The sequence below is a fragment of the Streptomyces kunmingensis genome (assembly GCF_039533535.1).
Lineage (GTDB): Bacteria > Actinomycetota > Actinomycetes > Streptomycetales > Streptomycetaceae > Streptomyces > Streptomyces kunmingensis.
Genome location: NZ_BAAATS010000006.1, coordinates 470,629 through 485,341, shown reverse-complemented (window position 1 = coordinate 485,341; position 14,713 = coordinate 470,629). Strand labels below are relative to the sequence as shown.

14 protein-coding genes, 1 tRNA gene and 1 pseudogene are annotated in these 14,713 nt (G+C 72.3%); 14 read left to right on the top strand and 2 right to left on the bottom strand.

The window, feature by feature from the left end:
- The first annotated feature begins 308 nt into the window (after positions 1-308).
- The 13 genes from ABD366_RS10405 to ABD366_RS10345 all read left to right on the top strand — a co-directional run bounded on the left by ABD366_RS10405 (position 309) and on the right by ABD366_RS10345 (position 12,489).
- Positions 309-2,276 carry a sensor histidine kinase gene (locus ABD366_RS10405; protein WP_324772484.1) on the top strand — a complete coding sequence of 656 codons (1,968 nt, stop codon included), beginning with the start codon at positions 309-311 and terminating at the stop codon, positions 2,274-2,276.
- Between the two features lie 114 nt (positions 2,277-2,390).
- Positions 2,391-2,825 (top strand): roadblock/LC7 domain-containing protein, encoded by a 435-nt coding sequence (locus ABD366_RS10400; protein WP_324772485.1) that lies wholly within the window; start codon positions 2,391-2,393, stop codon positions 2,823-2,825.
- Between the two features lie 2 nt (positions 2,826-2,827).
- Positions 2,828-3,199, top strand: a complete 372-nt coding sequence (locus ABD366_RS10395; RefSeq protein ID WP_324772486.1) for a DUF742 domain-containing protein — start codon at positions 2,828-2,830, stop codon at positions 3,197-3,199.
- A complete protein-coding gene (locus ABD366_RS10390) occupies positions 3,177-3,776 on the top strand; it encodes a GTP-binding protein (protein ID WP_324772488.1) in 600 nt (199 codons plus the stop codon). The genes ABD366_RS10395 and ABD366_RS10390 overlap by 23 nt, the downstream gene beginning before the upstream one ends.
- A gap of 25 nt (positions 3,777-3,801) precedes the next feature.
- On the top strand, positions 3,802-4,383 hold the full coding sequence (locus ABD366_RS10385) for a GAF domain-containing protein (RefSeq protein WP_324772489.1): 582 nt from the start codon (positions 3,802-3,804) through the stop codon (positions 4,381-4,383).
- 219 nt (positions 4,384-4,602) lie between these two features.
- Positions 4,603-5,631, top strand: a complete 1,029-nt coding sequence (tdh, locus tag ABD366_RS10380) for an L-threonine 3-dehydrogenase (protein WP_324772490.1) — start codon at positions 4,603-4,605, stop codon at positions 5,629-5,631.
- 45 nt (positions 5,632-5,676) lie between these two features.
- Positions 5,677-6,912 (top strand): glycine C-acetyltransferase, encoded by a 1,236-nt coding sequence (locus tag ABD366_RS10375; protein ID WP_324772491.1) that lies wholly within the window; start codon positions 5,677-5,679, stop codon positions 6,910-6,912.
- 41 nt (positions 6,913-6,953) lie between these two features.
- A complete protein-coding gene (locus tag ABD366_RS10370; RefSeq protein WP_324772492.1) occupies positions 6,954-7,856 on the top strand; it encodes a LysR family transcriptional regulator in 903 nt (300 codons plus the stop codon).
- Between the two features lie 68 nt (positions 7,857-7,924).
- The gene (locus ABD366_RS10365; RefSeq protein WP_324772493.1) at positions 7,925-8,539 is read left to right on the top strand and encodes a helix-turn-helix domain-containing protein; all 615 of its coding nucleotides are present in this window, start codon (positions 7,925-7,927) and stop codon (positions 8,537-8,539) included.
- A 32-nt stretch (positions 8,540-8,571) separates the two neighbouring features.
- Positions 8,572-9,090: a GNAT family N-acetyltransferase gene (locus ABD366_RS10360; protein WP_324772494.1), complete on the top strand. Its 519-nt coding sequence runs from the start codon at positions 8,572-8,574 to the stop codon at positions 9,088-9,090.
- Positions 9,091-9,154: 64 nt separating this feature from the next.
- Positions 9,155-10,105 (top strand): alpha/beta hydrolase, encoded by a 951-nt coding sequence (locus ABD366_RS10355; RefSeq protein ID WP_324772495.1) that lies wholly within the window; start codon positions 9,155-9,157, stop codon positions 10,103-10,105.
- A 92-nt stretch (positions 10,106-10,197) separates the two neighbouring features.
- Complete coding sequence (locus ABD366_RS10350) at positions 10,198-10,557, top strand: MmcQ/YjbR family DNA-binding protein (RefSeq protein ID WP_324772496.1); 360 nt, start codon at positions 10,198-10,200, stop codon at positions 10,555-10,557.
- Positions 10,558-11,178: 621 nt separating this feature from the next.
- Entirely contained in the window at positions 11,179-12,489 is a 1,311-nt protein-coding gene (locus ABD366_RS10345) for an MFS transporter (RefSeq protein WP_411293819.1), read from the top strand.
- A 41-nt stretch (positions 12,490-12,530) separates the two neighbouring features.
- Here the strand turns inward: ABD366_RS10345 and ABD366_RS10340 are convergent, their stop codons facing one another.
- Together ABD366_RS10340 and ABD366_RS10335 are read right to left on the bottom strand one after the other, a co-directional pair.
- Positions 12,531-13,451, bottom strand: a complete 921-nt coding sequence (locus ABD366_RS10340) for a transketolase family protein (RefSeq protein WP_324772497.1) — start codon at positions 13,449-13,451, stop codon at positions 12,531-12,533.
- A 42-nt stretch (positions 13,452-13,493) separates the two neighbouring features.
- Positions 13,494-14,194, bottom strand: a pseudogene (locus tag ABD366_RS10335) (transketolase).
- Between the two features lie 132 nt (positions 14,195-14,326).
- On the opposite strand from ABD366_RS10335, the gene ABD366_RS10330 reads away from it, so the two are divergent.
- Positions 14,327-14,400, top strand: a tRNA-Pro gene (locus ABD366_RS10330).
- The last annotated feature ends 313 nt before the right edge of the window (positions 14,401-14,713 follow it).

Below are 14,713 nucleotides of genomic sequence, written 5' to 3'. Positions count from 1 at the left end.
CGCTGCTGACGCTATGCCCGGGGTGGCGGGGGCCCTGCCCCCTCATGACGCGACGCTGACGGCCGGCGGCCCGGCCCTGGCGGGATGCTGACGGGGCGCGGTCACCGCGCGTACGGCGTCGTAATCGGCCGGCCGTTCGAGGGTTCATACCAGAGCGGGACGTCAGCCACCGGACTTTGGCAACTGCCCCTCGCACATGAGCCGTTGCTGACTACGGTGAGTGCTCGCCGTGCGACGCCCGGTCGAACATCCCTGCCGTCGCCCCGACCTGCCCCGAACCCCGAGAGAACCGAGGACGAGGACGCCGTATGTCTCAGCTTCGCCAGCCGGCCGCCCGCGCAGACCGTCGCGAAGGCGGCCGGCACGGCAGGCCTGCCGGGCGGACCGCGCCCCGCCCGGCCGAGACCCACATACGGCCCCAGCTGCTGCGCCTCGCCGTGCTGCCGCCGGTCGCGGTGGCGCTCAGCGCGTCCGCGGCCGTCCTGTTCGCCGTACGGTCCACCGGCGCCCGGCCCGGCCCCGCCCTGTGGAGCGTGCTCGCCGGCGCCTGCCTCGTCACCGTCGCCGGCATCGTCATCGCGGCCGTCGCCGCCGACCGTGCCGCCGCGACCGTCCGCGACCGCGTCCTCGCACTGCGCCGCACCACCGCCCGGGGCCAGGCCGAACTGCGGAGCCTCGTCGAGCAGTTGCGCAAGGGCGAAGGACCGCCACCGCGCCGCGCCCCTCAAGCGCCCGCGCCCGGTGCCGACGACTTCGACCAGCTCGCCGCCGATCTGACCCGCGCCCAGGACGTCGCCGTCACCGCCGTCGTCCAGGCCACCCGGCTGTCCAGCCAGGCGGGCAGCCGGCAGAAGGTCGAGGTCTTCGTGAACCTCGCCCGCCGCCTGCAGTCCCTGGTGCACCGCGAGATCTCCATCCTCGACGACCTGGAGAACGACGTCGAGGACCCCGACCTGCTCAAGGGCCTCTTCCACGTCGACCACCTCGCCACCCGCATCCGGCGGCACGCCGAGAACCTCGCGGTGCTCGGCGGCGCCGTCTCCCGGCGCCAGTGGAGCCACCCCGTCTCCATGACCGAGGTGATGCGCTCCGCGATCGCCGAGGTCGAGCAGTACTCGCGGGTCAAGCTCGTGCCGCCGATCGACGGCACCCTGCGCGGGCACGCCGTCGCGGACTGCATCCACCTGCTCGCCGAACTCGTCGAGAACGCCACGGTGTTCTCCGCCCCGCACACCCAGGTCCTGCTCCGCGCCAACCTGGTGACGTCCGGCCTCGCCATCGAGGTCGAGGACCGCGGCCTCGGCATGCCCGTCACCGAACAGAACAAGATGAACGCGCTGCTCGCCGACCCCGACCAGGTCAACGTGGACAGCCTGCTCCAGGACGGGCGCATCGGCCTCTTCGTGGTGTCGCAGCTCGCGCGGCGGCACGGCATCACCGTACGGCTCGGCACCAATATCTACGGGGGAGTCCAGGCGGTCCTCGTACTGCCGCAGGGACTGCTCGGCATGGACCAGGGCGAGCAGGTCCCGCACGTGCGCAGAGCCGCCGCCGCGGCGACCGCCGACAGCGTGCTGGCGCCGGGGGCCGCGATCGCCGACGGCCACAGCGCGCTCGGACACTCCGGCGACACACGAGACGACGCGCCCTCGGCGCCACCCGCCCCGGCCCCGCTGCCCGGAGGCATCACACCCGCCCCCGCCCCGCTGCACGGAGGCATGACACCGGCCCCGGCCCCGCTGCCCGGAGGCATGACACCCGCCCCGGCCCCGCTGCCCGGAGGCGTCACACCCGCCCCCGCCCCGCTGCACGGAGGCATCACCGCCGTGCCGCGCCCGCGCCCCGATCAGCCCTCCACGGAGCGGCTCCAGCAGCTGCATCTGAAGCAGCCGCCGCCCGGCGCGCCCGGCGCCGCGCCCCTCCCGCAGCGCCATGCGGGCGGCCCGCGGCTCACCCCCGCCGACGCCGTGCCCGGCATCCGCCCCGAGGACCGGCAGAGCCCCGAGCAGCCCCCGCCGCCCCTCGCGGTCAACGGCACGGTCCGCGGCACCATGGAGCGCCCCCGGCTCCCGCGGCGCAGAGCCCAGGAACACCTCGCCCCGCAACTGCGCGGCGGCCCCGCACCACGCCAGGACGACGAACCGCCGGCCGGCCACGACCCCGGGCTCATGGCCGCCTTCCAGCGCGGGATCACCCTCGCCGAAGCGGCCGAACCGCGCGAGCTGCCCGGTGAGGCGCCGGGCGCCGGGGGCGGCGCGGGCGGTAGCGCCGGATGACCGTTGCCCGGGCGACCCCGCACCCCGGGGTGATACCCGGCGGGCCCCGCCCCGCCCCTCCCCGTCCCCCCGACCAGCACCACACCGAGCAGTCCACCAAGGAGTCGATCCCCCATGGCGAGCGATGTGCCGACGGGTCATGTGTCCGATCTCGACTGGCTGATGAGCGGCCTGGTCCAGCGCGTCCCCCACACGAACAGCGCCGTGCTGCTCTCCTCCGACGGTCTCGTCAAGTCCGTGCACGGACTCGACGCCGACAGCGCCGACCACATGGCGGCCCTCGCCTCCGGTCTCTACTCGCTCGGCCGCAGCGCAGGACTGCGGTTCGGTGACGGCGGCGACGTACGACAGGTGGTGGTGGAACTCGACTCCACCCTGCTGTTCGTGTCGACCGCCGGCTCCGGCACCTGCCTCGCCGTGCTCGCCGGACGGGAGGCCGACGCCGCCGTCCTCGGCTACGAGATGGCCATGCTCGTCAAGAGCGTGCGCCCCTACCTGATGACCGCACCCCGTCAGCACGCGGCCGAGCCCACGGCGATGAGGAATTGAGAGTGTCGGCCCCGCAGGACGGGCCCTGGCTCGACGGCGCGGCCGGCCGGCTCGTGCGCCCGTACACGATCAGCAACGGGCGCACCCGGCCCACCACGTCGATGGATCTGCTCTCCCTCGTCATGGCCACAGGGGCGACCCCCCTCGGCTACCTCGGGCCGGAGCACAGCCAGGCGCTCGAACTGTGCGCGCACCCCACGTCGGTCGCCGAGATCGCCGGTCATCTCGGCCTCCCCGCCGCCGTCACCAAGGTCCTTCTGTCCGACCTCGTCGACTGCGGGGCCGTCACCACCAAGCCCCCCACGTTCCACGACAACCCCACTGACCGGTCCCTACTGGAGGCAGTGCTCGATGGACTACGACGACAGCTCTGACCCCTTTCCCACCGCACTGAAGATCTTGGTGGCGGGCGGGTTCGGGGTCGGCAAGACGACCTTCGTCGGCGCGGTGAGCGAGATCGCTCCACTCAGCACCGAAGAGCTGCTCACCACCGTCAGCGCCGCGACCGACAACCTCGACGGCATCGAGAACAAGGTCGAGACGACCGTCGCCATGGACTTCGGGCGCATCACCCTCGACCCCGAACATGTGCTGTACCTCTTCGGCACACCGGGCCAGGAGCGCTTCTGGTTCATGTGGGACGAACTCTCCGAGGGCGCTCTCGGCGCGGTGATCCTCGCCGACACCCGCCGCCTCGAGGACTGCTTCGCCGCCGTCGACTTCTTCGAGGAACGCGGCATGGGGTTCATCGTGGCGGTCAACGAGTTCGACGGCGGCTACCGCTACGAACCCGAGGAGGTGCGCGCCGCCATCGACCTCGACCCCCAGGTGCCCGTGGTCCGCTGCGACGCGCGCATCTCCAGCTCCGGCATCCAGACCCTGCTCATGCTGGTCCGGCACCTGCTGGCGCACGCCGCCCCGACGGCCAGCGGGTTCGGGGCACACACGTGACGGACGCCGGCCGGGGAGCGCACGGATGACCTACGACGCGACCGGGCGGCTGCTGCTGACCCCGGTCGACCGGGAGGGCCCCGAGCGCGCGTACCGGCTGCGCGCCCTCGACGTGGGGCTGCGCCCGGAACCGGTCTTCGACCTGTTCGCCGACCGGCTCGCCGAGGTGACCGGAGCGCCCTACGCCATGGTCAACTTCATCGACGAGAACCGGCAGTTCTTCGCGGGGCTGCACACCCCCGACGGCAACCAGCGCGGCGACGACCTGGGCGCGGTCGCCGCCGGGGCGGGCGACGGCGCGACGGCCCGCTACATGGCGCGCGATCACGGTTACTGCCCCCATGTGGTCGTGCGGCGCAAAGCACTCGTCCTCGAAGACGTCTGCGACTACCCGAGGTTCGCGGGCAACCCTGTGGTCGACGAGATAGGAATCCGCTCCTACCTGGGTGCACCGCTGCTCGACGACTGGACGGGCCTCGCGCTCGGCACCGTATGCGTGGTGGACACGGCCCCTCGCCCCTGGGGGAGAGCCGGACTCGCCACGATCAAAGCCTCGGCCGGGGAGCTGATGGAGGTGGTGCGTGGACGTGGGGGCCTGTTGGTGTGACCGTCGCGGCACCCGGCTCCGGCGCGGCCTCGGGCTCTGGCCGGCTTGCGCCTGAAGGAAAGCTGCGGCAGCGCTTAAGAAATCCTCGATGGACCCGGGCGCCACGGTACGGAAGAGTCGGGGGCGGCGGCGGACGGCCGCCACCCTCACTCTTCCACCCTTATCCCGTGCCCGGGCGGCTTCGCCCTGTCCGGGTGCGCGACGACAGGAGCCGAGCCGTTGAAGGCGCTGGTCAAGGAGAAGGCCGAACCGGGACTGTGGCTGACGGACGTACCCGAGCCGTCCATCGGCCCCGGTGACGTACTGATCAAGGTGCTGCGGACCGGGATCTGCGGCACCGACCTGCACATCCGTGACTGGGACGGCTGGGCGCGGTCGACGGTCACCGCGCCGCTGGTCGTCGGCCACGAGTTCGTCGGCGAGGTCGTCGGGACCGGCCGGGACGTCGCCGACATCGCCGTCGGTGACACGGTCAGCGGCGAGGGCCACCTCGTGTGCGGCAAGTGCCGCAACTGCCTCGCCGGGCGGCGCCACTTGTGCCGCGCGACGGTCGGCCTCGGCGTGGGCCGCGACGGCGCGTTCGCCGAGTACGTGGCCCTGCCCGCGTCGAACGTATGGGTGCACCGCGTCCCCGTCGACCTCGATGTGGCGGCGATCTTCGACCCGTTCGGCAACGCCGTGCACACCGCGCTGTCCTTCCCGCTCGTCGGCGAGGACGTCCTCATCACCGGCGCGGGACCCATCGGCCTGATGGCGGCCGCGGTCGCCAAGCACGCCGGTGCCCGCCACGTCGTGATCACCGACGTCAGCGACGAACGCCTGGAGCTGGCCCGCAAGATCGGTGTCAGCCTCGCCCTGAACGTCGCCGACTCGACCATCGCCGACGGCCAGCGCACGCTCGGCCTGCGCGAGGGCTTCGACGTCGGCCTGGAGATGTCCGGCAACCCGGGCGCGATGCGCGACATGCTCGCCAACATGACCCACGGCGGCAAGATCGCCATGCTCGGTCTGCCCGCGCAGGAGTTCGCCGTCGACTGGGCCCGGATCGTCACCTCGATGATCACCATCAAGGGCATCTACGGCCGCGAGATGTTCGAGACCTGGTACGCGATGTCGGTCCTCCTCGAAGGCGGCCTCGACCTCGCCCCGGTGATCACGGGCCGGTACGCGCACACCGACTTCGACGCGGCCTTCGACGACGCGGCGAGCGGCCGCGGCGGCAAGGTCATCCTCGACTGGACCGTCTGAACCCGCCCTCCCCGCCGGGGACTTGAAGACCTAAGGACTTACGGCATGTTCGACAACGTACGCGAAGATTTCCAGGCCACCCTCGACGAGATCGTCGCCGCGGGCCTGCACAAGCCCGAGCGGGTCATCGGCACCCCGCAGTCCGCCACCGTCGCCGTGACGGCATTGGGGTCTCCCCTGCTCGAGCGAAGCCGAGAGCTTGGGGAAGGCCGCCCCGGCGAGGTGCTGAACTTCTGCGCCAACAACTACCTCGGCCTCGCCGACCACCCCGAGGTCATCGCGGCCGGCCACGCCGCCCTCGACCGCTGGGGCTACGGCATGGCCTCCGTCCGCTTCATCTGCGGCACGCAGGAGGTGCACAAGGAGCTGGAGGCGCGCCTGTCCTCCTTCCTCGGCCAGGAGGACACGATCCTCTACTCCTCCTGCTTCGACGCCAACGGCGGCGTCTTCGAGACCCTCCTCGGCCCCGAGGACGCGGTGATCTCCGACGCCCTCAACCACGCCTCGATCATCGACGGCATCCGGCTGAGCAAGGCCAAGCGCTTCCGTTACGCGAACCGCGACATGGCCGACCTCGAGACGCAGCTCAAGGCGGCCGACGAAGCGGGCGCCCGGCGCAAGCTCATCGTCACCGACGGCGTCTTCTCCATGGACGGCTACGTCGCGCCGCTCGCCGACATCTGCGACCTCGCCGAGCGCTACGACGCCATGGTCATGGTCGACGACTCGCACGCGGTCGGCTTCGTCGGCCCCGGCGGGCGCGGCACCCCCGAGCTGCACGGCGTCATGGACCGCGTCGACATCATCACCGGCACCCTCGGCAAGGCACTCGGCGGCGCCTCCGGCGGCTACGTCGCGGCCCGCGCCGAGATCGTCGCACTGCTGCGCCAGCGCTCGCGCCCCTACCTGTTCTCCAACAGCCTCGCCCCGGTAATCGCGGCCGCCTCCCTGAAGGTCCTCGACCTCCTGGAATCCGCCGGTGACCTGCGGATGCGCCTCGCCGCGAACACCAAGCTGTTCCGTACGCGGATGATGGAGGAGGGCTTCGACATCCTCCCCGGCGACCACGCGATCGCACCCGTCATGATCGGTGACGCGTCGGTCGCGGGCCGCTTGGCCGAGCTGCTCCTGGAGCGCGGCGTGTACGTGATCGGCTTCTCGTACCCGGTCGTGCCGCAGGGCCGGGCCCGGATCCGCGTCCAGCTCTCCGCCGCGCACTCGACCGAGGACGTGAACCGCGCCGTGGACGCCTTCGTGTCGGCCCGCGCGCAGCTGGGCTGACCGGTCACGGCTCTCCCTGACCGGTTTGTGATAATCGGGGCATGATCGAAGCGCGGCGGCTGCACATCCTCCGGGCGGTGGCCGACCACCGCACGGTCACGGCGGCTGCCGCCGCGCTGTACCTGACCCCGTCAGCGGTCTCGCAGCAGCTGACCGCCCTGGAGCAGGAGACGGGTCACAAGCTCGTCGAGCGCGGCGCCCGCGGGGTCCGGCTCACCCCCGCGGGCGAGATCCTGCTCACCCACACGAACGCCGTCCTGGCCCAGCTGGAGCGGGCCGAGGCGGAGCTCGCCGCGTACAGCACAGGCGAGGCGGGCACCGTGACCCTCGCCTCCTTCGCGACCGGGATCGGCCTGGTCGTCGGCCCGGCCCTGGCCCGCCTCGCGCACACCGCGCCCGGCATCCGCGTACGGGTCCAGGACGCCGAGGGCGACGCCAGCCTGCCGATGCTCCTCGACCGGCGGATCGACGTGGCGGTCGCCGTCGAGTACCGGGGCGCTCCCGGGGCCGACGACGACCGGATCACAAGGTTGGCCCTCTACGCGGAGCCGTTCGACGCGGTGCTGCCCGTCGCGCACCGGCTCGCGGACGCCGAGCGGGTGCCCGTCGCCGAGCTGGCCAAGGACACCTGGATGGGCCCCTACCCGGGCAACCCGTGCCATGACGTCGTCGTCCTGGCCTGCGAACACGCCGGATTCTCCCCGCAGTTCGAGCACTCGTCCGACGATTTCCGCGCCGTCGTCGCCCTCGCCTCGGCGGGCGCCGGCGTCGCTCTCGTCCCGCGCTCGGCGCTGGTCGGTATGGAGCTGTCCGAGGTCGTCGTCCGCCCGATCGAGGGCGTCGCCCCCACCCGCAAGGTCTTCGCGGCGGTCCGGCACGGTGCGGAGACGCATCCGCTGATCCGGCCGGTCCTGGATGCGCTGGGGGAGGCGGCCGGGGACTGAATCGGGTGCTTGATTTTTTAACCTGACCATTTCCTCTCTCGTTTCATATCTGGGATACCGTGCCGAATATGAGACGCGAGAGAGAAGCGGCCCCGGACGCCACGAGTCCCACCGTCGTCGCCGAATCGGACCCGGTCGACGCCAGGCTCGGCGCGCGACTGGCCGAGCTTCGGTCCGAACGAGGCTGGTCCCTGGGGGAGTTGGCGGACCGCAGCGGCGTCAGCAGGTCCACCCTGTCCCGCGCCGAACGCGCCGAGATCAGCCCGACCGCCGCGCTCCTCAGCCGGCTCTGCGCCGTCTACGGACGCACCATGTCGCAGCTGCTCAGCGAGGTCGAGTCCGCCCCGGCCCAGGTCGTCCGCGCCGCCGAGCAGCCCGTGTGGCGCGACGGCGCGAGCGGTTTCGTGCGGCGCTCGGTGTCGCCGCCGCTCACCGGCCTGCGCGCCGAGGTCGTCGAGGGCCACCTCGAACCGTATGCCGACATCGTCTACGACCGGCCGCCCGTTCCCGGCCTCGAACAGCACATCTGGGTGCTCGGCGGCCGCATGGCCCTCACCGTGCAGGGCGTCACGCATACCCTCACCACCGGCGACTGCCTGCGCTTTCGCGTATGGGGTCCGACGCACTTCCACTGCCCGGGCCCCGAGGCCGTGCGCTACGCACTGGTGGTGGTCCTCCCGTGACGCTCCGGGCCCGAAGGCTGACGGCGACTCAAGTGGACGCGTACGCCGACCAGTTGGGGCAGCTACTCGCGGATGTCGTGAACGGCGGCCACTCCCTCGGCTTCCTCGACGGACTCACCCGGCGGACCGCCGCCGCCTGGTGGCGCGAGCGCACACCCGCCGTGGAGCGCGGCGCCCTCGCCGTCTGGGCCGTTGCGGACGAAGTCTCGGACCGCTGCCTCGGCACGGTCTCCCTCGCCTTCAGCGACAAGGCCACCGGTCGCCACCGGGCCGAGGTGGTCAAGCTGATGGTGCACGACTCCGCACGCGGCAAGGGCCTCGGCCGCACCCTCCTCACGACCGCGGAACAAGCCGCCGCCGACGCCGGCCTCACCCTCCTCGTCCTCGACACCGAGACCGGCAGCCCCGCAGAGACCTTCTACCGCGCCGCGGGCTGGACGCGGGTCGGCACCATCCCCGACTACGCGGCCGACCCCGCCGGGACCCTGCGCCCCACAACGCTTTTCTACAAGCGCCTCGCACAGACCCTCTTGGCGGGTCGGCAGGAATGAGCGCCGACGGGGCAGGGGAGGTGCAGAGAACCCGCACGCCCCACCCGTGATCAGGAGCCGCCCCATGACCGACCCCGCGTACACCACCAGCGCGCTCAGCACCGGCGACGGCGCCGCCGTGGCCACGTACACCTGGCTTCCCGAAGGGGGCAGGCCCCGCGCGTTCGTGCAGATCGCCCACGGCGCGGCCGAGCACGGCCTGCGCTACGACCGCTTCGCCCGGCACCTCACCTCGCACGGCTACGGCGTCATCGCCTCCGACCACCGCGGCCACGGCGCCACGGCCGTGACCACCGGCGGCTACGGCGTCACCGACGACGCGGAACCCGGCACCGTCGACGCCTGGGTCGCCATCGTCGAGGACCTCAAGGCCATCGGCGACCAGGCACGGGCGCTGTACCCGGACGTCCCCTTCGTGCTGCTCGGCCACAGCCTCGGCTCGCTGCTCGCGCGCGACTACGCGCAGCGGCACGCGGACGACCTGGTCGGCCTGATCCTCTCCGGCACCTTCCGCTCCCTGCCCAGCGCTGACAACGAGGGTTCCATCGCCGCCCTGGAGGCGGACATCGCCTGCTCCGGCCGCGCCGCGCTCTCCTCCTACGTCCCCGACCTGTTCGCCTCCTTCAACGACCCGTACCCGCACCGCACCGGCTTCGAGTGGCTCTCGCGGGACGAGGCCGAGGTCGACCGGTACGTGGCCGACGAGCGCTGCGGCTTCCCGTTCTCGGCGGGCCTCACCCTCGACTGGGTCCGCGCCGTCCGCCGGATCAACGACCCGGCGAACCTCGCCCGCATCCCCGCCGACCTCCCCATCCACATCGCGGTCGGCACCGAGGACCCCTGCAACCAGCGGATGATCCTCGTCCACGAACTCCTCGAGGACTTCCGCTACGCCGGCGTCACCGACCTGACCTGGCGCGGCTACGAGGGCGCCCGCCACGAGATCCTCAACGAGACCAATCGCGACGAGGTCCAGGCCGACCTCACGGCCTGGCTGGACAAACGCGTGCCGTGAGCCGGGCCGTCGCGGCGACTGCCAGTACACATTGTCGGTGCCCTCGGTGCCCTCGGTGCCCACTGTCAGTGCCCTTGGCTACGGTTCCTCCCATGCCCGACGCCGAGGATGTACGCGCCATCGCCCTGTCCCTTCCGGAGACGACGGAGAAGATCGCCTGGTCCATGCCGACCTTCAGGGTCGCGGGAAAGATGTACATCACGCTGCCCGAGCGGGAGACGTCGATCGCCGTGCGCTGCCCCAAGGCGGAGCGGGACGAACTGGTCCTGGCCGAGCCCGAGAAGTTCTGGATCGCCGACCACGAGGCGTACTCCGCCTGGGTCCGCGCCCGGCTCGCCGCCCTTGACGACACCGACGAACTACGAGCCATCCTCACCGACTCCTGGCGCCAGGCCGCTCCGCCCCGACTCCTCGACGCCCACCCGGAGTTGGCCCCGCCGGCCACGGACTGAAATCCCGTGGGGGCGGCCCCGGCCCGCGTGGCATGATCCGCCCGTCGGGGTGGAAGCGGTCGAGGACGAGTCGGGGCGGGCATGGACGGGGACGGGACGGGAGGCGGTTGCCCGGGGGCGGGTGGCGACGGCTGCCCGGAGGGCGACGGCGACGGGAGCCGGATACCGGCCGGGCCGGACGGGCGGTCGCCTGGCCCGGATGGCCTGCTGCTCGAGCCGGAGGACGTGTTGCTCGGGCCGGATGGTCGGTCGCCGGAGGGCCGGTCGCTCGGCGCGGGTGACGTGGTGCTCGGGTCGGATGGCCAGACGCCTGACGCGGATGACCGGCCATCCGGGTCGGATGCTCAGACGGTGCGCCGGCCGCATGGCCAGACGCCTGGACTGGATGACCGGCCGCTCGGGTCGGATGTCCGGTCGGTGTGGCGCGTCGGTGGGCGGCGGTGGCCGCTGGGGTCGGGTGCCCGGTCGGTGCGGCGCGTCGGTGGGCGGCGGTGGCCGCTGGGGTCGGGTGCCCGGTCGGTGCGGCGCGTCGGTGGGCGGCGGTGGCCGCTGGGGTCGGATGCCCAGCCGGTACGGCGCGTCGGTGGGAGACGGTGGCCGCTCGGGTCGGATGTCCGGTCGGTGTGGCGCGTCGGTGGCCGACGCCGGGGCCGCTACGACGGCTCCGAGCCCCGCCGGGCAGGCATCTGGTCGCGCGACTTCGGACTGTTCTTCACGGCGCGGGCGGTCGCCAAACTCGGCGACACCATGCTGCCCGTGGCCCTCGCCGCGGGACTGCTCCAGTACGGGTACGGCGCGGGCGCTGTCGGTCTCGCGACGGCCGCGTCCGTCGGCTGCTTCGCCGGGCTCGTCATCTTCGGCGGCGTCTTCGCGGACCGCTTCAGCACCCGATGGCTGATGATCGGCGCGGACGCCACCCGCCTCCTCTCCCAGTCCCTGGCCGCCGTGATGTTCTTCACCGGGCACGTCGTGCTCTGGCAGATCTGCGTCATCGGCGCCGTCAACGGTGCGGCGTCCGCCCTCTTCCAGCCCGGCGTAGCCAGCACCGTGCCCCGCCTCGCCGACGACGTACAGGCTGCGAACGGGGCGATCCGCGTCGCCGAGTCCGGCTCACAGCTCGCGGGCCCCGCCGTCGCCGGCCTGCTCGTGGCGTTCGCCTCCCCGGGCCTCGTCTTCGCCGCGCACGCCGCAACGTACGCGCTGAGCGCCGTATGCCTGCTCCTGCTGCGCCTGCCACCGGCACCGCCCGACAGCCGCCCGTCCGACAACGGCTTCCGCAAGGATCTCGTCCAGGGCTGGCGGGAGTTCCGCTCCCGCACGTGGCTGTGGGGGGTCATCGCCATCTGGTGCGTCCTGATGATCGGCGCCTCGGGCCCCGCCCTTCCTCTCATCGCCACCCAGGTCACCCAGGAGCACGGACCGCGCGCCTACGGCCTCATCAACTCGGCGCTCGGCGCGGGCACCGTGATAGGCGGCTTGATCGCCCTGCGCCTGCGCCCTCGCCGCATGCTCCGCGCAGGCTCCCTCGCCCTGTTCGCCTTCGCCCTGTTCCCGACCGTCGTCGGCGCGGGCCTCGGCGTGCCCGGGATGATGGCGGGCTGCGCGGTCGCCGGCGCGGGCATGTCGTTCTGGGGCGTGATGTGGGCGACGAGCGTGCAGACCCAGGTCCCGCGCGACGTCCTCAACCGCATCCACGCCTACGACGTCGCCGGCTCCCTCGCCATGGCCCCGGTCGGCCAGGCCCTCGCCGGCCCCGCGGCCGAAGCGTTCGGCACCCGGAACGTCCTCCTCACCGGAGGCGTCGTCACCGTCCTCTGCGCGACGGCCCTGCTCGCGGCCCGGCCGATCCGCGGCCTCGTACGGGCTGACATGCCACCCGTACGGTCCGCGCCCACGCCGGACCGCCGGCCGGCCCGCCCAGGATCCCGCTGACCCGTCCCCGCAGGGACGCCGCGTGCCCGTAGCCTCCGTCCTCACGCCTGACCGGCGACAGGCGTGCCGAGGAAGGCGGTGATCCGTTCCCGCAGCGCCGCCGCGTCGAGACCGTGCGCGGCGATGTGCTCCTCCGGGCTGCCGTAGCGCCGCAACTCGCGACGGCCCACCCCGAGCCCGAGTACGCGGTGCGGAAGATCGGCGAGCGCGTCGTTCGCGACCGCCGTCGACGTGCCCGCGAGATACGGCTCGACGAGAACGACGTCGGCGGCGCGCCCCGCGCCCACGGCCCGGCGCAGCGCCCCGGAGTCGAAGGGCCGCACCGTCGACGCGTAGAGCACGGTGACGTCGAGTCCCGCGGTCGCCGCCAGCACAGGGTCGAGCAGCGGCCCGACAGCGACCACGACGCCCCCGCGCCCCTCGCGTACGGTGATCAGCCGCTGCCCGTCAACGGCGAGCGGCTCCTGGTTGGCCTGCGAGGAAAGCCGGACGTACACGCGCGCGTCACCGTCCTTCACGGCGTGCCGGAGCAGCACCTCCGCCTCGTCGGGGTGCCCCGGCACCTGCACGGTCCAGCCGTCGAGCGTGTCGAGCAGGGCCACGTCACCGGGCGCCATATGCGTGAAGCCACCGGCCGACACGTCGTACGAACCGGCGGCGCTCACCAGCACCCCGCCCACGTCCTGATGCCCGAAGTCCAGCTTGACCTGCTCGAAGGGCCGCTCCACGAGAAAGCTGGCGAAGGTGTGCAGGACGGGCCGCAGCCCGGCGAGGGCGAGCCCCGCACCGGCGCCGATCAGCAGTTGCTCCCGGATTCCGACGTTGATGACCCGGTGGGGGTGGCGACGCGCGGCCCGGGCGAACGGCACGAGGCCGATGTCGGCAAGCACGACGGCCACCCGCGGATCTTCGTCGAGCAGCCGGGAGACGACGGGGGCGAAGCGGTCACGCATGGTGTCCATGAAGGTTCCTTCCGATCGGCCTGGCCTGGTCAGCTGCGGAGATCACGAGAACTTCGCTTCGACGCGCGCGACGACCACGTGCGGCCGCCCCGGATGCGGCGCGGTGAAGGCTTCGTACAGAGCGGCGTGATCCCGGCCGTCGACGGTCAGCGTCGACCAGCCGGCTCGAACCGCGCCGCGATGCCACCGACCCTGCCGTAGGAGGCGGACAGGTTGTCGACCACGACGGTGTGCAGCCGCTCGATACCGGCGGCCCCGGCGAACGCGATGGCCTCGTGGTTGCTGCCCTCGTCGAGCTCGGCATCACCGACCAGAACCCAGACGGCGGCCTCGTCGAGCCCCTGCGCCCGCAGCCCGAGAGCCGTCCCCACCGCGATCGGCAGCCCGTGCCCGAGCGACCCACTACCGATCTCGGCGCCCGGCACGAGCACCCGGTCCGGATGGTGCCCGAGCGGCGACTCGTACGCTCCGAACCCGCCCAGCCACTCGACCGGCACGAACCCCTTCGCGGCGAGCACCGCGTAGTACGCCATCGGCCCGTGCCCCTTGGACAGCAGGAACCGATCACGCCCCGGCTCCTCGACGGTCCGCGGACCGACTCGCAGCACCTGGTCGTACAGCACCCACAACACGTCGAGGGTGGAGGTGGCAGCGGGCCCGTGCTTCTCGTCCCCGGTCATCGCACTCATCAGGCGAGGCAGATCCGCATACCCGTACGCGTGTGCTTGCACTGTCGTCGTCATGCCGGTCAGCCTGCGACCTCAACCTAACTTGAGGTCAAGCCCCACCCGGGAAAGGGATGCGCGACCACTGCCCCAAGTGCGGTATGGTTTCGGTGCACGTTCGGCCAGGGGAAAGCCCAGGTCAGCGGGTATCGGGACGTGGCGCAGCTTGGTAGCGCACTTGACTGGGGGTCAAGGGGTCGCAGGTTCAAATCCTGTCGTCCCGACTAGTTCGAACATTCGAACGTCGCAGGTGAAGGGCCGTTTTCGAACGGCCCTTTTTCTGTTTCCGGCCCGCTCCCGGGAGGGAGCGGGGGAGTGGGAGCGGGCTCCCACTGTCCCCTTGTCTGTTTGCTCCCACTCGGGGTGGTGCGCGCATATTCGATTCCTTGCGCGGGCGTTCACATCCGTGCCCGGTCTGTGACCCGTGGCTCCCCGTCGTATGGGTGGGTTTCTGGTTATGGGCTGGCGCTCTTGCTGCTGGTGGGGGTTGCTCCCAGTGGGAGTGGGGTCGGGAGCGGCGACACCATGTCTGGAATC